Below are 15895 nucleotides of genomic sequence, written 5' to 3'. Positions count from 1 at the left end.
GTACACTAAAACTCAAGCAACAATATGTCAAGCCCCAAACCCTGCTGCCCTAACGCAGGGGCTCGAGGGTCTGGCGCGTCCTGAAACTGGTCTCCCCCATCCGCATGGGCAGGTACTGCCCGCTGGCCCACCTGGCCAGCAGGTTGTCGTACCCACCGGACAGGAGCGCGCCGGACTGGCCCATGGGGTGAATGAACCTCGAGTTCTCCAGATCGGCAAAATCCAGGATGTGCCGGTAGCTGCTCCCCACGGTCATGCGGAAGGTGCTGGGGTCGTAGGAAGCCCGGTTCAGGGTGTAGCGGTCGCCCCCGTGGGGCACAGCCCGGTCGGCCAGGCGGTTGAGCGGCGAGACGTTGGTCAGGATGGCGTGGGGGAAGGTGGCCCGGTGCACCTCGCCCCAGCGCGGGGGGTTGTTGCCAAAGCGATCCAGAGCCTTATCGAGCGCGAGGGCGGCGTAGTCCAGGCAGGTTTGGGTATCGGGCGTCTGGCAGGCCGGGTCGCCCTGGCGCATGGCGGCCAGCAGGTAGCGGGGCTGCTCCCAGAACTCCTGCTCCACCTCCCGGCTGGGCAGGCGGGTCAGCTCGGTGTACCAGGCCTGGAAGACCGTGGGCTCCACCTGCTCGGCCCGCATCACCCCATCCCAGGCCAGCAAACGGGCCTTCCACTGGCGGGCGTTCTCCGAGAGCGGGTTGAGCATTTCCAGAACTGGCTTGAATTCCCTGAACAGCAGGCTGGTGATGTCCTGCTGCATGGCCACCATGTCTTCCAGGGAGAGCTTTTCCTTGACCAGGATCAGCTCGCGGATGCGCTGGGCCCGGTAGGGTTCCTCCCACTCCAGCGAGATGGTGTGCGGGTAGTTGGGGGCGGTCACCTTGTTGTTGGCGGTAACGATAAAGCCCTCTTTGGGGTTATAGACTTGCGGCCACTGATCCTGGGGCAGATAGCCCTGCCAGTCCCAGTTGCCATCGCCCGGCACCGGCATCAGGCCGGAGTGGCCGGGGCGGCGGATGGGGAAGCGGGCCGGGGCCATATAGCCGATGTTGCCGTCCACATCGGCATAGACGAAGTTTTGGCTGGGCGCGTTGTAGAGGGCCAGGGCGGCCTTGAACTCCTCCCAGTTCTGCGCGCGGGCGATCCCCAAAAAGGCCTCGATGGTGCGGTCGGTGGGGTCGAGGCTGGTCCAGCGCAACGAAAGCGGCTTTGCACCGGGGTTGCTGACCACATCGTTGATGACGGGCCCATAGCGGCTCTCCCGCACCCGCAGGGTTACGTCGGGCTCTCCCTTGACCTTGATCACCTCGGTGCGGGTGCGCCAGGGCTCAGTCCGCCCCTTGTAGCGGTAGCCGCCTGGAACCTCCTCCATGATGTACAGATCCTGCACGTCGGCCCCGACCGTCGTCACCCCCCAGCCGATGCGCTCGTTGCGGCCAATCACCACCGCCGGAAGCCCCGGAAAGCTGCTGCCGATGGCCTTGTAGGTGGGGGCTTCGATATGCACCAGGTACCAGATCGAGGGGGCGCCCAGCCCCAAATGCGGGTCGTTGGCCAGCAGGGGTTTTCCGCTCACGGTGCGCGCCGGGCCGATCACCCAGTTGTTGGAGGCCCGGGCCATCGGCTCGCCCGGCAGGTGCAAAGCCTGGGGCAGCCGGGCCGCCAGGCTGAGGAGGGAACGGGCCGACTCCCCATCCGGCTTGGCCGGCGGAGGAAGTTGTAGATCCTCGGCCTGCAGCACGGTGGGCGCATCGGCAGGGTATGGGGGCCTGAGCTGCATCATGCGCGCCGTGGACATGCCTTTGGCCGCCCACTGCAGGCGCTGTAGCTCGCTGCGCCAGTTACCCGAAAGGTCGTAGGACATCATCTTGGCCCAGACCAGCACATCCGCGGGCTTCCAGGGCTCGGGCCTAAAGCCCAGCAGGCGGAACTCCAGCGGCAGCGGCGGGTTGGTAGCCAGGTAGGCGTTGATGCCCGCCACGTAGGCGTCCACCACCGCCCTGGCCTGGGGCGATAGGCTCCCATAGGCCTGCTCGGCGGCCCGGTAGAAGCCCCAGGTGCGCAGAAAGCGATCCTGCTCCAGGGTGGCCTTCCCGAGCACCTCGGAAAGCCGCCCGGCCCCAATGCGGCGCTGGAACTCCATCTGCCACAGCCGATCCTGGGCATGGGCCACACCCAGGGCAAAGAAGGCATCCTCATCGGTCTGGGCTTTGATGTGCAGCACCCCCTCGGCGGTGCGGCTCATTTCAACCGGCGCCGAGAGGCCTTTCAGGGCCAGCCGCCCCGTGTGCTGCGGGAGGGTGGCCGCCCGCAGCCAGAACCAGCCCCCCACCGCCAAAACCAGCGCCAGCCCGATCACCACCAGCAATAAACGCCCCAGAAAACGCAGTAAGCGCACACTTCCTCCTTGCTTTAGCCCTAGTATAAGACCCCGGTAGGCGGTGCACCCTTTGCCCACCGATCTCGGAAAAACGCCCAGGCGATGGAAAAATCACAGAGGGGTACTCTCACCCCGCCAGAAAGCCCGCCCCCCCGCTGCGCGGCGATCCAGGAATAGTTCTACCGTGTTGCCATCGGGGTCTTGCAGGCTCAGCACCCAGGCGATCCCGCGATCCTCCAGCCGGAAGGGCACCCCCTCGAGCCGCACAAAATCCTGGGCCGCCCGGAAGTCCTCCTCGGAGGCGCAAGCAAAACCCAGCACAACCGAGCCTGCAGGAACCCCCTCGCTCAGGGCCAGCTCGTAGTGGGCCAGGTTCTCGGAGGAAACCAAGAGCGCGGTCTTGGCGAAGCGCTCGGAAAGCTGCAAATCCAGGAAACGGGTGTAAAAGGTAACGGCGGCCTCGAGGTGCCGCACGGTCAGGTGTACATAGGCCAGACGGGTGGTGTACATCCAGAGTATTCTGGAGCGACCGAGCCTCCAGGTCAAACCCAACCGATGTGTTGGCTTACCCATTTCTGCCGCGTAGCAGGCACGGTTAGAATGGCTTCCATGAAAATCGAGTTCCGCGAGAATGGCTCCATCGGTATCGAAACCGGCGGCAAGTACGTCTTTCGTCAGGGCGACCAGGAGGTGGTCATCGAGAAGCCCCGGGTCTCGCTGTGCCGCTGCGGGCATTCGGCCAACAAGCCTTTCTGCGACGGCAGCCACAAGTCGGTGGGCTTTGTGGCCCCGGCTGCGGTGATCGAGCTCGAGGAGCCGAGGTAACCCAGGTCCCAATCACCGGTGTGACCCGCGATAAGATGACGGGCGGAGGTTACTATGCCCATGCGCTATCGCAAACTTGGTCAGTGGGGCTTGAAGGTTTCGGAAATTTCGCTGGGGGCCTGGGTCACTTACGGTGACGCAGTGCAGGATCTCGAGCGCATCAAGGCCATCACCCGCATCGCCTACGAGGGCGGGATTAACTTTTTCGACAACGCAGATGTCTACGCCAAGGGGCTGGCCGAGGAGCTGATGAGCAAAGCCCTGCTGGAGCAGTTCCCCCGCCACGAGCTGGTGCTCTCCAGCAAGGTCTTCTGGCCCACCAGCGACGACGCCAACGGCCGGGGCCTCTCGCGCAAGCACGTGCGGGAAAGCCTCGAGCGCAGCCTCAAGCGCATGGGCACCGACTACCTCGACCTGTACTTCTGCCACCGCTACGACCCCGAGGTGCCCATGGAGGAAATTGTCAGCACCATGAGCAACCTGGTCGACCGGGGTCTGGTGCTGTACTGGGGTACTTCCGAGTGGCCGGCGGCCCGCATCGTGGAGGCCGTACAGTTTGCCCGCAACAACGGCCTGCACCCGCCCGCCGTGGAGCAGCCGCAGTACTCGATGCTCTACCGCGAGCGCGTGGAGCAGGAGATTCTGCCCGAGACCGAGCGCTTTGGGATGGGTATGGTGGTCTGGAGCCCGCTGGCCATGGGCATGCTCACCGGGCGCTACGACAAGGGCATCCCCAAGGACAGCCGCTTCGAGCGCTACCCGCAGTTTGGCAACCGCTTCCTGACCGAGGAAAACGTGAGGAAGGTCAAGGCTCTGAAGGAAGTGGCCGATGAGCTGGGCCTCACCCGCACCCAGCTGGCCCTGGCCTGGGTCTTGCGGCAAAAAGGCGTGAGCAGCGCCATCACCGGCGCGACCAGGCCCGAGCAGCTCGAGGAGAGCCTGGGCGCCGCTGGGGTAGACCTGCCCCAGGAGGCGCTGGAGAAAATCGAAAAGATTCTGGGCGAAGAGCCTAAAGCCTGAGGATATACTCGGCCAGCCGCACGATATCGTTTTGCAGGTTGAGGGTTTTGCGTTCGGGGGGCCGGTCTTTGAGATCGCGGATTTTGTCGGCAATTTTGCGAGGCTGGCGGATGTAGTACCCCAGCTTCTCGTGCCGGATTAGTTCGACGTTGCCGTGCTCCTGCGGCCATACGTAGTCGCAGATGATCAGATCCTTGCCCTGGGAGAGCACCTCGGCGATGGTCGCAGGGCCGGCCTTGGAGACCACCACATTGGACACATTGATGAGCTCGTACATCTGGTGGGTGAAGCCAAACACAACCAGGTTGGATAGCCGGTGCTTTTGCTTGAAGGCCTCGAGCTGCCGGTAAAGCTTCTGGTTGTATCCGCAGACCACCACCACGTTGATCCCCTCGATTTTTACCAGCTCCCGTACCAGCTTGAAGCTGATTTTGAGGCCGGCCCCACCCCCTGTTACCAAGACGGTGTAGGGCTGGCTCAGGCCCCACTCCTCGCGCAATCTGACAATTTCGCCAGGATCTAGCGGTTTGTTGTATCTGGGATCAATCAGGGTTTGAAAATAGTGCAAATTTTCCGGGGGCACCCGGTGGCGGCGGGCGATGCTGTAGGCTTCGGGGCTGGCCACCACGTACTGGTCTTTGGTATCGATGAACCAGTACAGGTGCGGGCTGAAAATATCGCTCACCACCGTGAGGGTTTTGGGCTTGTGCTTGCGCACGTAGGGCAGCCGGCGAAAACCGTGGTTCACCGGGTAACAGTAGATGATTTTGTCGGGGCGGAACTCCTCCAGGTAAGCGTTGATGGCCGGGGCCAGGCGCATCCCCAGCACCCGGGCAAAGGTCTGGATGGCCGGGCGGGTCTGGTAGAAGGCCTGAAAAACCGTAAAGAGCCAGCGCTGCTTGTTGACGGCAAAGTTGTAGCCGTCCTGGATGGCCTGGGCGATCCAGCGCGGCCCCACATCGAAAAAGTTGAACAGGCGAACCTCGGAGGTGGGCTCGAGCTCGGTCAGCAGTTTGTGTAGGTTCTGCGCCAGGGCAAAGTGCCCACCCCCGGCTTTTGTGTAGACCAGCAAAATTCGTTGTGGCATAACCCGCGCAGCGCAGGGCTGCGCCACTCCAGCTTAGGGCATTTTGCGACAAATGACGAATGCGGGCGAATGCCCCTACCATCGGCTCAGGCCAGCGGCCGGTGGCAGAGCCAGACCTCGCTTTTGGCCCGCCAGCCCTCGGGCAGCTCGATAAACCGGCTGGGCGGCGGCACCGCCAAAACCTTGTGCCCCACAATGCTGAACTCAATCGCCGTGAACAGCCGGTCGAGGGCCCGCCCCAGCGAGCGGGTCTCCAGCGGGCTAAAGCGCAGGCGGGGCAGCCTGGCCTCGAGGCTCTTGCAACCGGCATAGGGCAGCAGCTCGGCGGGGTCGCGCCAGCGCCGCGGCGGCCCTACCAAAAGCTCGGCCAGCACCAGCGAAAGCCCCGGATAGCGCCGCAAGAACTCCTCGGGGTCAAACTCCAGCGAGAGCTCCAGGTTTACCTCTACGTCCTGCCACACTTCCCGTCTAGCAGCACTCGCCATACCTCAGCTTGCAACAAGCAAAGCCCTCAGGTCAAGCGCAAATAACCCGTTCCAGACAGCAAAACGAGCAAAAACCGTCTGACAGTTAAGAGCGTATAGCGTCAATCGGCAAACCAGCGCAACCAGGTTGCCCGGGCCAAAAACTCAGCCTGGCGCTTGAAGCGGCCCGCCACCGCGTGGGTCTCGAGGGCCTGGACAGTGTCACCGGCGTGGTGCCAGGCTAGAGCAATGGCCTTGAGGCAAGACCATTGGCCTTCTTCGTCGCCCAAAAAGCGGTAGACAGCCAAAGCCCTCGACAGCAGGGTGATGGCTTGATGGGTTTGGCCCTCGTATAGGCTGGCCACCCCCCACACAAACAGGCTCTGGGCCCAGGCCCGGTTCTCTCCCGTACAGCGCGCCAGATGCTCGGCGCGCTGTGCCAGTGCGCCGGACTCCAGCGGTTGTTGTTCTAGCTTGTGCCAGGCTTCGCACAGCAGCCGTTGTAGGTTCTCGCGTACGGTGGGTTGGTATGTGTTCGTCAAAGCGCTCATCACTACCCGCCAGGGTATCAGTTTGTGCGAACCTGTTCGGCACATCCGTCACCAGTGGTTTTCACTTAACGCTCATCGGCCCTTCATGGGTGCAAAAATCACCGCGCTCTGGGCATCCTGTCCACTTTCCATTTCCTTCGGGTAGGCTAGAGCCATGGTGGAAAGCCTCCAACGCCGCTTACCCCAAAAAGTCAGCACCGCCCCCGCCGATCTGGAAATCCACAGCAAGGATGAGGGCTACCCAGCCCACCACCCGCCCATGGCGGTGGTCTACGCCGAAGGCCTCGAGGACATTCAAACCACCCTGGCCTGGGCCCGCGAGCACCGCATCCCGGTGGTGCCCTTTGGAGCCGGAACCAGCATCGAAGGCCAGGTTATTCCCCAGGGGCCGGCCCTCTCGCTGGATCTCTCGCGCATGAACCGGGTGCTGGAAGTGCGCCCCGAGGATTTCCTGGCGGTGGTGGAGCCCGGCGTAACCCGCAAGGCCCTGAACGAGGCCCTCAAAGGCACCGGTCTGTTCTTCCCGGTAGACCCCGGGGCCGATGCCTCGCTGGGCGGGATGGCCGCCACCAACGCCTCGGGCACCACCACCGTGCGCTATGGGGGCATGCGCCAGAACGTGCTGGCCTTGCAGGTGGTGCTGGCCAATGGCGAGGTGCTGGAGCTGGGCCGGGGGGTGCGCAAGACCAGCGCCGGCTACGACCTGAAAGACCTCTTCATCGGCTCCGAGGGCACCCTGGGCATCATCACCCGCCTCACCCTGAAACTGCACCCCATCCCCGAGCACATCCACACCTTGCGGGTCTTCTTCGAAAACCTGAACGACACCGCCCAGGCTGCTTACGCCGTGATGGCCAGCGGGCTGCCGGTAGCCCGCCTCGAGCTCGTGGATGAGATCGGCATCAAAGCCATCAACCGCTATCTGGGCCGCAGTTACCCGGAAAAACCCGTCCTGTTCCTGGAGTTCCACTCCTCCACCCGCGCAGCCCTCGAGGCCGAGTCCCACCTGGCCCTCGAGCTGATGCGAGAGGCCGGAGCCGTTAGCATAGACGCCGCCCGCACCCAGGAAGAACGCACCGCCCAGTGGGAGGCCCGGCACCAGTCCTACTGGGCCCTGGTCAACCTGTTTCCCGGCAAGGAGTACCTCTCCACCGACACCGCCGTGCCCATCTCCAAAATGCCCGATCTGGTGGCCTATTCCAGCCGCTTGCTGCGCGAGCTGGGCCTGACCGGAAACATCCTGGGGCATGTGGGCGACGGCAACTTTCACACCCTGGTGGTTTGCGAGCCGGGCGACCCGCGGGCCGAGGAGTTTTCCCTTCGGCTGGTGGAGCACGCTTTGGCCCTGGGCGGCACCTGCACCGGCGAGCACGGGGTGGGCCTGCGCAAAAAGAAGTACCTGCCCAAAGAGCACGGCCCGGCCCTGGCCTGGATGCGCCAGATCAAGCAGCTCTTCGACCCCCAAAACCTGCTCAACCCCGGCAAAATCTTCGACTAGGGCGCGGCTGGATTAGTTTTTCAACCCCAGCCCAGGCGCACAGTGTTTACTGATCAGCTTGAACTGGTTCTGGAAGCCGTCCGAACGCTGCGACATCCAGATGCCCACATCATCGTGGCGCGAGACCAGCTGCCGGATGGGGCCGCCGGGCTGCCCAAAGGCATCGGTGTAGAAGACCTCGGGGCCGTTGCGGTTGTACCAGTAGACCGGGCCGTGGTAGGCCTCGCGGTCGCAGCCGCGCAGCCCGCTAAAGCCCCTAAAGACCTGCTCGGTGTAGTGCAGCTCGGAGAGGTTGGCAGGGTTCATGGTGGTGATGGGGTCGAAGACGGCGGTGGAGGCCACCACCTCGACCTTATCGGCCAGGCGGAGCTTGAAGGCCCAGATCTCGTAGAGCGAGCCGGGGCTGTTGCTATGGCAGCCGGTTCCCGGAAGGGTCATGACGGTGCGGCCAATGTCGTTGCCGGGGTCGGCGTCGCCCAGGGTGCGGTCGCGCTCGCAGATGGAGCCCACCAGGCCGGTGTCGGCCATCCCCTGCACGCTCACCCGGTGCCCGCTGGGGGCCACCAGATCGAACATCAAGGAGTGCTGGCGCACGCTGTAACGGCGCACCCCGCCGGTGCCCATATGGGCCACGATGCGGGTGCTGGTCAGGGCCACCCGGTCTTCGTCGTTGCGGGTGCCGCGGTTGGCCACAAAGACCTTGAACCCCTCGTGGGCCTCCGGCATACGCGCCAGCTTGCCCACATAGCCAAAGGGGGGCAGCTCGGGGTTGGCCAGGCTGGTGCGGGGGTCGTCGCCGTGGTCGTGGTCGAAGTAGCACCTGTACTCAGGGTCTACCTGGGGGTGCCAGGTGGGGTACAGCTCGCCATCGGGGCCTTTGACCACGTGGCGGTTGTGCACCCAGTCGGGGCAGGCCTGCCCCGCAACGGGGGTGGGTTGGTTGGGGGGTACGACGGGGGATGCGGCCTCGAGGGCGTTGCAGGCCAGCAGCAACCAGAGCAGAACCGGGAGCAGGGCGGTTCGTTTCTGCATGGAATCCCTCCAGGTTTTAAGGTTAGCAAGGCCCCCCGGCCCCAGGTGCAGAAGGTTCTTTAACTTTGCTTTATTTAACGTGGGAGTGCTCGAGCCTCCAGGCGCACCTCCACCGGGTCGTTGACCTGCAGGAAGAGAAAGCTGGGGCGCTTCAACCCCCACTCCGAGAAGCTGGTGTTGAACCCCCCCACAAAGCGGTAGGCGCTGCCCTCGCGGGTGAGTCTGCCGGCGATGCGCACCGGGCGACGGGTTCCGCTGATTTCCAGCGTTCCTAGCAGCACGACGTCCTCGCCGGTCTGGGTCAGGCGCTCCAGGTCTAAGCAGCTCAGGGGAAAACGGTTGACATCGAAGACCCCCCGCGCGTCGGCGTCGCGCAGGGGGTTGCCCGAATCGAAGCGGCCCAGCTCCACACACACCTGGCCCGAAGCCTCGCCGGTCTGGGGGTTCCAGCGCACCGTACCGCGCACGCTGGTGTTGCTGCCCTCCCAGCGCCCCAGGGTGTAGCTGGCCGCGTAGGTCACACGCCCCTCGATGGTGAACTGGCTGATCTGGGCCTGAACACCGCCCGACAGCCAAGCCAGCCAGAGCAACACCAGCCAATTGCGCATCTTCCCCCTCTTACCTGACCTCGAGCACCTCCGGCATGGGCTCGCTCAGGACACCTTCTAAGATACGCGCCGCGGCCTCGTCTGGATGCAGAGCATGTTTGGGCGCACCCCCCAGGGGGGCCCAGAGGCCGGTGGCCACCGCCGGCAGCCGCACCAGGCAAAAGCGCACCCCTTCGCGGCGGAATTCCTTGCGGGCCACGTTCAAAAGCCCCTCGGCCCCCAGCTTGGTCGCCACATACCCCGACAAGCCCGGCACGGCAATCAGCTCCGGGTAAACCCCCAGCACCACCCCCCGGGCCTGGGGGTTGAAGGCGGCGTATTTGAGCACCAGGGCCAGGCCGGTAAGGTTGGCGGTGGAGAGGCGCTCGAGGTCGCCCAGCCCCTGCTCGCGCAGGCTGGCTTTCTGCACCGCACCCGCTGCATAGATGAGCAAGTCCAGCGGCCCTACCTCCTGGGCCAGCGCCTGCACCTCGAGCTCGTGGGCCAGCTCGGTAGGCACGGCCAGGGCCCCCAGATCTCGAGCCAGCCCCGCCAGAACCGCGCCATTGCGGCCCGAAAGCCACAACCGGCCCACCCGCCCGGCCAGCCCCCGCGCCAGGGCCTGCCCGATGCCCCCCGTCGCGCCCAACAGCAAGGTATTCATGGCCCCAAGGTACGTTTGTTTGCTGCCAAACACCGTGAGGCAGAAGCAAATCCCGCAAGACGCCACCCTTTTAGGGCCAAAGCTCTTCCTGGCCCCAGGGGCAAGTCAACCCATCGGTCGGGCTATTTCATCACAAAATGGTGACGAAATAGCCAAATCTGATCTCAATACGCTTTGGTAAAAGCAGTCTCGACCGCCTGCTCCACCGCGACCGGCAGGCCAATGTAGTAGCCCTGGGCATAGTGGCAGCCGTGGCGGGCCAGCCACTCGAGCTGGGTTCGGTTCTCCACCCCCTCGGCCAGGGTCTTGAGGCCAAAGGCGCTGGCCAGTTGCAGCATGGCCCGCAGGATGTCTTCCGAGGTCTGGCTTTTGCCAATCTCGGCCACAAAGCTTTTATCAATCTTGATCAGGTCTACCGGCACCTGCTTGAGGTGGGCCAGCGAGGAGTAGCCCATGCCAAAGTCGTCCAGGGCCACCCGCACGCCCAGGCCGCGCAGCGCCACCAGCCCCCCCAGCCACTTTTGCCGCTCGGGCAGCAGGGCCGACTCGGTGATCTCGAGCCACAACATGCTGGGCTGTAAGGCCTCGTCCACCAGCGAGCGCACCACCTCCCGCACCCAGTTGGGATGGGCCAGTGTGACGGCTGAAAAGTTAATCGCCAGCTCACCGCCCAGGCGTTTCTGATCCTGCACGGCCTGTTTGAGCACCGCCAGATCCAGCTCGCCAATCAGGCCCGACTCCTCGGCCAGCGGCACGAACTCAGCCGGGCGCAGCAGGCCGCGGGTGGGGTGCTCCCAGCGCACCAGGGCTTCCCACTTGTTGATGTAGCGCTCGGCGATGTTCAGGATGGGCTGGTACTGGATGAGGAAGCGGCCTTCTTGAATGGTTTTTCTGAGCTGCTGAATGGTCTCGAGGCGCTCGAGGGAATTGACGTCCTGGGCAGGGTCGTAAACGGCCACCTGGGTCTGGGCTTGCTTGGCCTGGTACATGGCCACATCGGCGGCGCGGGCCAGCTCGTCCAGGGTCTGGCCGTGCTCGGGGTAGAGCGCCACCCCCAGGCTGGCCTGCGCGTGAAGGACGTGTTCCCCCAGGTTGAAGGGGTGTTGAAAAACTTCGACAATGCGCCTTGCAGCGGCCATTGCCGAACTGCGGTCGGCAGAGGGCAGCAGCACCGCGAACTCGTCCCCACCCATGCGGGCCAGCAGGTCGTCCTGGCGCAAGGTGCCTTTGATACGCAAGGCCAGTTGGCGCAAGAGTTCGTCGCCCATCTGGTGGCCCAGGGTGTCATTGACCAGCTTAAAGTTGTCGAGATCGAGGTAGATCAGGGCCGGGGTCTCGCGCTTGCGTCGGTCGGCCACGAAAATACCCTCGGCCACCTCCCACAGCTTGCGGCGGTTGGGGAGGTCGGTGAGGGGGTCGTGGTAGGCCAGGTACTCGATGCGGGCCTGCTGGCGTTTGCGCTCGCCCACATCGCGGATGGAGATCAAGACCTGCTCGTGGCCTGCGATCTGCACCCGCACCCCCTGGGCTTCAACCTCGAGCGCACGGCCATCGCGGGTGACAAGGCGAACCTCCTCGAGGGCATCGCGCTCGCCCCCCAGAATGCGCTGCACCCGCTCCGCCACGCGCGGCAGCGAGTCGGGATGAACAAACTTGGTGAGGGGCTGGCCCACCACCTCCTCCAGGCGCTCGTAGCCAAGCCCGCGCAGGCCCACCGGGTTGAGGTACAGCAGCCTGGAACCATCGTAGAGGGCCACTGCATCAGGCAGGGTCTCCATCAGGGTGCGGTAGATGACCTCCTGTTCGCGCAGGGCCTCGTAGACCTGGGCCCGGTCAATGGCCAGGCTAAGCTGCCCCGCCACCCCCTCCAGAAAACGCACGTCGCGCGGCTCGAGGTCGGTATGGGCACTGACCACCACCAGCACCCCCACCACCTTGCCCTTGACCGGCAGCGGAACCGCCACCAGGCTGCGCTCGCCCAGCAGTCCGGCTTTGCTGCGCTCCTCGGTGCTATGCATCACCACCGTTTCGGCCAGGTGGGCCGCCCGGTGCACGATCTCGTGGGTGGGCTCGAAGTGTTCGGGCAGGGTTTGCCGCCCCCCGGCCCAGAGCAGCCGCAAACAGGCAGCCTCGGGCTGATAGACGGCAATGCTGTCGAAGCGCGGGTGTTCCTGCAGGGCCTCCACCACCCCGCGCATCAGGGCCAGCGGCTCGAGGTCGCGGGCCAGCCCGTCGCGCACCTTGGAGAAGAGGGCCAGCTCGAGGTTGCGCGCCTCGGCCTGGGCCTGGCTCTCCCGCATGGCCGCCTCGGCAGCCCAGCGGCGGTCGTACTGAAACCGAAACAGGCCCACCACCAGACAAGTCAGCAGATCCACCGCCCCTACCACCAGCACCACATCCTGGCTTGCATTCCACGGCACGCCCACCAGGCTGAGCAGCGCAATGTGAAAGAGGGGCAGAAACAGACCCACCCCCAACGCACCCCAAAGGCCCAGCCCCCAGCTCAGCAAGGCCACCCCCGGCAGAACCAGGTGCAGCGCCCCGTGGCTGAGGCTTTGATACATCAGGGGAAAGGTCAGCGCGTAAACCAGCACAAAGCCCACACCCACCAGCAGCTCGAGCCTGCGTGGCTTCAACCAGGCATTTATCTGCGCGTACAAGTGCCAACCTCCCACATCTGCCCGTGCTCCAGCTCGGCAGAACAAACCCCAGCGGGCCAGAACAGCCCTGCCGAAGTTACTTCCGTACTCGGTGATTGTACCTACAATGGGGCTTCTCTGTAACGTTAATCACACAGCCACCCCTCGTTACGCCCATACCCCTGGGCAGTTTACGCCGGCCGAAGCCCAACCTCAGCAGACTTGATGGCCTGCAGCACCTCTTCGGACACGGGACAGGTAACGCCCGCTGATGAAGCCGGGGCATGGCTTAAAGCTCCCCTCGAGCAATCCAGCGGCGCAGCGCCTCTGCCCGCTGGCGAACCGCCGCCTGCTCTTTTGGTTTGCGTTTGTCCCAGCTTTTGTACAACACCCCTAAGCGGGGGTTGGCCTCGAGCCTTGCACGGTGCTGGGCCATAAAGTCCCAGTACAGGCTGTTGAAGGGGCAGGCCCGAGTGCCCAGGGTCTCCTCTACCCGAAAGCTGCAGCGCTGGCAGTGGTTGCCCATGCGGGCGATGTACTTCCCGCTGGCCGCGTAGGGCTTGGAGGAAAGCACCGGCGAAGCAAACACCCCCATCCCCAACACGTTGGGAACCATCACCCAGTCGGCGGAGTCCACGAAGGCCGCAATAAACCAGGCGTTGAGTTCCTGCGGATTAACCCCGTACAGCAGGGCAAAGTTGGCCAGCACCATCAGCCGCTCGATGTGGTGGGCGTAGCCGCGCTGCCGCACCCGCTCGACGACCACAGACAGGCAGCGCATCCGGGTGGGGGCCCCCCAGAAAAGCGGGGGCAGGGGCCGGTGGGCATCCAGCTGGTTGGCCTGCCCCAGCCCCGGCATCTCGCGGCGGTAGACGTGGTAGACGTACTCCCGCCAGCCGATAATCTGCCGCAGGAAACCCTCGATGCTCGCCAGCGGGATGCCCCCTTTCTCGTACTCGGCCAGCGCCCGCTCCACCACCTCCTGGGGGTGCAGCAGCCCCAGGTTGATAACCGGCGAGAGCAAGGAGTGGTGCAGGCTCCAGCTCTGCTCCACCAGGGCATCCTGGTAGGGGCCAAACCGGGCCAGCCGGTGCAGCACGAAATCCTCCAGGGCTTGCAGGGCCTCCCGGCGCGTCACCGGCCAGTCGAAGCCCTCCAGCGCCCCGAAGTGGCCGTTGAATTTCTCCTGCACCGTGGCCATGGCCTGCCGGGTGAGGGCATCCGGGCTGAAGCGCAGGGGGGGTGGGGGCCGGTAGCCCGGTGGGGGGGTTTTGCGGTTCTCGGCGTCGTAGTTCCAGGCCCCGCCCAACGGCTGGTTCCCCTGCATCAGGTAGCCGGTGCGCCGGCGCATAAAGCGGTAGAAGTGCTCGAGGCGGTAGGTTTTGCGGCTGCCCGCCCAGCGGTCGAAGTCCTCCGGCTGCAACAGCCACAGCCGGTTGGGCACCGGCCGGTACACGCCCCCCAGCCCCTCCACCAAGGCCCGCACCCGCTCGGCAAAACCGTAGTCGGCAGGCTGCATCTGCACCAGGGTCTCGCCGGGGTGGGCACGGAAGAAGGCGGCCAGGGCTTCCGCCAGGGTCCCAGCCTGTAGATAGGCGACCTCGAGGCCGCCTTCGCGCAGTTCCTGAGCAAAATGACGCATGGCGCTGAAGAACAGCACCAGCTTCTGCGGGTGCATGGGCGGGGTGCGCCCCAGTTCGTAGGCTTCGATCAGCAAGACCCGCCTGGGGGCCAGCCGCCGCACCGCTGCGTGGTTGAGCTGGTCGCCCAGCACCCAGAGCGTCACGGTCTAGCGCACCCCCTGCAGGTACTGGGCGATGGGGCCGACCGCATCCCCCCGGCGGCTGGTGAGGATGTCCAGGTGGGTCAGGCCGGGCAGGATGCGAATCTCCGGGTTGGCGTTGGGGAATACCTCCCCCACGCTGCGAAAATCGCTCACCCGGGGCAGCAGGCCCCGCCCCGCGCCCAGGGCCAGCACCGGATACGGCAGCAAGCGCGGCCGAAGCTCGGGCATGGCGGTGTCGTAGGCCGAGATATCCAGCGAAAGCCGGTAGGGAAAAAACCACTCCGAGAAGCCCGTAACCGGGTTGGCGTAGGCGTTTATGAACTCCAGCGGGTCGGTGGCCTCGCCGGTGTCGCGCCACTCCACCCGCCCACCGCGCGGGCCCCGGATGGTGTAAACCAGGCGGCCCACCGCCAGGCTCAGCAGGTTGATGCCCTCGCGCCCGGTGGCCTGCCCCACCGAGACTGCAAAGATGGGCGAGAGGGCGTAGCGCTCGTCCACGCGGTACAGGGCTGCGGCCAGCCGGCTGGCCCGGAAGGGCGCCCAGCCGGGCGGGGCGTCGGCCTGGGGGTTCTGTGCCGTCATGAAGGCCTGGGCCTCGGCCTGGGCAAAGCCCACCGGGTTCAGCCCAAAGGCGTTGATGTAGGGGGGTGCCTTACCCTCCAGCAGCTCATTGAGCCCGGCCAGCCGGCCAAACCCCCCTTCGGTACCGCCCAGGTACTGCTCGCGCGTGAGGGTAATCAGGCGGGGTGCCCCGTCGAGCAAGATCAGGCCGCGGATGGTATCGCCCCGGTACAGGGCATAAAGCGAGGCCAGGCTGGCCCCCAGCGAGTGCCCGGCCAGCACCACCGGGCCGCTTAGGCGGGCCTGGTTCACCACGCGCTCGAGATCCTCCAGGTGTACCCGCAGGCCCCAGTCCTTGAGGAAGGGGAAGTCGGGCAGTGGGTAGTTCTGGTAGTACGCCCAGGGGTCGGGGGTGGTGAAGCCCCGGCGATCCTCGAGGCCGTTGGCCCGCCGATCCCAGGCCCATACCGCCCAGCCCGGCGCGGCCAGCACCAGCCGCCGGGCCAGAATATCAAAGTTGGTGGCACCCCCCAAAAAACCCGGCACAAAGATCACGGTGCCGCGGGGGGTGCCCTGGGCCGGGTAGACCAGCACGTAGCTTTTGTCCAGGGCCGCTCCGGCGGAAGTGGTGGCCCCCGGAATGGCCCGGTACTCGGGCTGGCCCTCCCAGCGGGCGGACTGGGCCTGGCCCAGCCCCAGCAGCCCCACCATCAACACAATCCATGCACGCATAGCTCTTATCCTGCTGCCGCCGGGGATTTGTGACATGGCCGGAGCACACAAAAAGGTGGGCCGAAGCCCACCCGGTCG

General features: G+C 65.2%; 14 protein-coding genes. 3 read left to right on the top strand and 11 right to left on the bottom strand.

The window, feature by feature from the left end:
• Nucleotides 1-49 precede the first annotated feature (49 nt).
• Together MTAI_RS04280 and MTAI_RS04275 are read right to left on the bottom strand one after the other, a co-directional pair.
• Nucleotides 50-2389 carry a penicillin acylase family protein gene (locus MTAI_RS04280; protein WP_187388593.1) on the bottom strand — a complete coding sequence of 780 codons (2340 nt, stop codon included), beginning with the start codon at nt 2387-2389 and terminating at the stop codon, nt 50-52.
• A 93-nt stretch (nt 2390-2482) separates the two neighbouring features.
• Nucleotides 2483-2881 carry a VOC family protein gene (locus MTAI_RS04275; RefSeq protein ID WP_027887129.1) on the bottom strand — a complete coding sequence of 133 codons (399 nt, stop codon included), beginning with the start codon at nt 2879-2881 and terminating at the stop codon, nt 2483-2485.
• A 99-nt stretch (nt 2882-2980) separates the two neighbouring features.
• On the opposite strand from MTAI_RS04275, the gene MTAI_RS04270 reads away from it, so the two are divergent.
• Both MTAI_RS04270 and MTAI_RS04265 read left to right on the top strand, forming a co-directional pair.
• Nucleotides 2981-3196 carry a CDGSH iron-sulfur domain-containing protein gene (locus MTAI_RS04270; RefSeq protein ID WP_027887128.1) on the top strand — a complete coding sequence of 72 codons (216 nt, stop codon included), beginning with the start codon at nt 2981-2983 and terminating at the stop codon, nt 3194-3196.
• Nucleotides 3197-3256: 60 nt separating this feature from the next.
• Nucleotides 3257-4216 carry an aldo/keto reductase family protein gene (locus MTAI_RS04265; protein WP_027887127.1) on the top strand — a complete coding sequence of 320 codons (960 nt, stop codon included), beginning with the start codon at nt 3257-3259 and terminating at the stop codon, nt 4214-4216.
• Here the strand turns inward: MTAI_RS04265 and MTAI_RS04260 are convergent.
• The 3 genes from MTAI_RS04260 to MTAI_RS04250 all read right to left on the bottom strand — a co-directional run bounded on the left by MTAI_RS04260 (nt 4206) and on the right by MTAI_RS04250 (nt 6318).
• Nucleotides 4206-5303, bottom strand: a complete 1098-nt coding sequence (locus MTAI_RS04260; protein ID WP_027887126.1) for a glycosyltransferase — start codon at nt 5301-5303, stop codon at nt 4206-4208. The two genes, MTAI_RS04265 and MTAI_RS04260, sit on opposite strands and share 11 nt — an antisense overlap.
• An 86-nt stretch (nt 5304-5389) precedes the next feature.
• Nucleotides 5390-5788, bottom strand: coding sequence for a hypothetical protein (locus tag MTAI_RS04255; protein ID WP_027887125.1), 399 nt, complete (start codon nt 5786-5788; stop codon nt 5390-5392).
• 101 nt (nt 5789-5889) lie between these two features.
• Nucleotides 5890-6318: a hypothetical protein gene (locus tag MTAI_RS04250; protein WP_027887124.1), complete on the bottom strand. Its 429-nt coding sequence runs from the start codon at nt 6316-6318 to the stop codon at nt 5890-5892.
• Nucleotides 6319-6472: 154 nt separating this feature from the next.
• Between MTAI_RS04250 and MTAI_RS04245 the strand changes: the two genes are divergently transcribed.
• A complete protein-coding gene (locus MTAI_RS04245; RefSeq protein ID WP_027887123.1) occupies nt 6473-7816 on the top strand; it encodes an FAD-binding oxidoreductase in 1344 nt (447 codons plus the stop codon).
• 12 nt (nt 7817-7828) lie between these two features.
• Here the strand turns inward: MTAI_RS04245 and MTAI_RS04240 are convergent, their stop codons facing one another.
• From MTAI_RS04240 to MTAI_RS04215, 6 genes are all read right to left on the bottom strand, one after another.
• Nucleotides 7829-8848, bottom strand: coding sequence for a hypothetical protein (locus MTAI_RS04240; protein WP_027887122.1), 1020 nt, complete (start codon nt 8846-8848; stop codon nt 7829-7831).
• A gap of 74 nt (nt 8849-8922) precedes the next feature.
• Complete coding sequence (locus MTAI_RS04235) at nt 8923-9456, bottom strand: YceI family protein (RefSeq protein ID WP_027887121.1); 534 nt, start codon at nt 9454-9456, stop codon at nt 8923-8925.
• A gap of 10 nt (nt 9457-9466) precedes the next feature.
• The gene (locus MTAI_RS04230; protein WP_027887120.1) at nt 9467-10099 is read right to left on the bottom strand and encodes an SDR family NAD(P)-dependent oxidoreductase; all 633 of its coding nucleotides are present in this window, start codon (nt 10097-10099) and stop codon (nt 9467-9469) included.
• Nucleotides 10100-10263: 164 nt separating this feature from the next.
• On the bottom strand, nt 10264-12759 hold the full coding sequence (locus MTAI_RS04225; RefSeq protein ID WP_027887119.1) for a putative bifunctional diguanylate cyclase/phosphodiesterase: 2496 nt from the start codon (nt 12757-12759) through the stop codon (nt 10264-10266).
• A gap of 268 nt (nt 12760-13027) precedes the next feature.
• On the bottom strand, nt 13028-14524 hold the full coding sequence (locus MTAI_RS04220; RefSeq protein ID WP_027887118.1) for a cryptochrome/photolyase family protein: 1497 nt from the start codon (nt 14522-14524) through the stop codon (nt 13028-13030).
• Between the two features lie 3 nt (nt 14525-14527).
• Nucleotides 14528-15817, bottom strand: a complete 1290-nt coding sequence (locus MTAI_RS04215) for an alpha/beta hydrolase (RefSeq protein ID WP_027887117.1) — start codon at nt 15815-15817, stop codon at nt 14528-14530.
• Nucleotides 15818-15895: the final 78 nt, after the last annotated feature.

The organism is Meiothermus taiwanensis WR-220 (assembly GCF_003568585.1).
GTDB lineage: Bacteria > Deinococcota > Deinococci > Deinococcales > Thermaceae > Meiothermus > Meiothermus taiwanensis.
This window is presented reverse-complemented; position numbering and strand designations above follow the sequence as displayed.

Bases quoted from the DNA above. Each gene is read 5' to 3' on its own strand.
- MTAI_RS04235 (WP_027887121.1), bottom strand. From the start codon at position 9,456: ATGCGCAATTGGCTGGTGTTGCTCTGGCTGGCTTGGCTGTCGGGCGGT.
- MTAI_RS04255 (WP_027887125.1), bottom strand. From the start codon at position 5,788: ATGGCGAGTGCTGCTAGACGGGAAGTGTGGCAGGACGTAGAGGTAAAC.
- MTAI_RS04250 (WP_027887124.1), bottom strand. From the start codon at position 6,318: ATGAGCGCTTTGACGAACACATACCAACCCACCGTACGCGAGAACCTA.
- MTAI_RS04270 (WP_027887128.1), top strand. From the start codon at position 2,981: ATGAAAATCGAGTTCCGCGAGAATGGCTCCATCGGTATCGAAACCGGC.
- MTAI_RS04240 (WP_027887122.1), bottom strand. From the start codon at position 8,848: ATGCAGAAACGAACCGCCCTGCTCCCGGTTCTGCTCTGGTTGCTGCTG.
- MTAI_RS04275 (WP_027887129.1), bottom strand. From the start codon at position 2,881: ATGTACACCACCCGTCTGGCCTATGTACACCTGACCGTGCGGCACCTC.
- MTAI_RS04245 (WP_027887123.1), top strand. From the start codon at position 6,473: ATGGTGGAAAGCCTCCAACGCCGCTTACCCCAAAAAGTCAGCACCGCC.
- MTAI_RS04260 (WP_027887126.1), bottom strand. From the start codon at position 5,303: ATGCCACAACGAATTTTGCTGGTCTACACAAAAGCCGGGGGTGGGCAC.
- MTAI_RS04230 (WP_027887120.1), bottom strand. From the start codon at position 10,099: ATGAATACCTTGCTGTTGGGCGCGACGGGGGGCATCGGGCAGGCCCTG.
- MTAI_RS04215 (WP_027887117.1), bottom strand. From the start codon at position 15,817: ATGCGTGCATGGATTGTGTTGATGGTGGGGCTGCTGGGGCTGGGCCAG.
- MTAI_RS04265 (WP_027887127.1), top strand. From the start codon at position 3,257: ATGCGCTATCGCAAACTTGGTCAGTGGGGCTTGAAGGTTTCGGAAATT.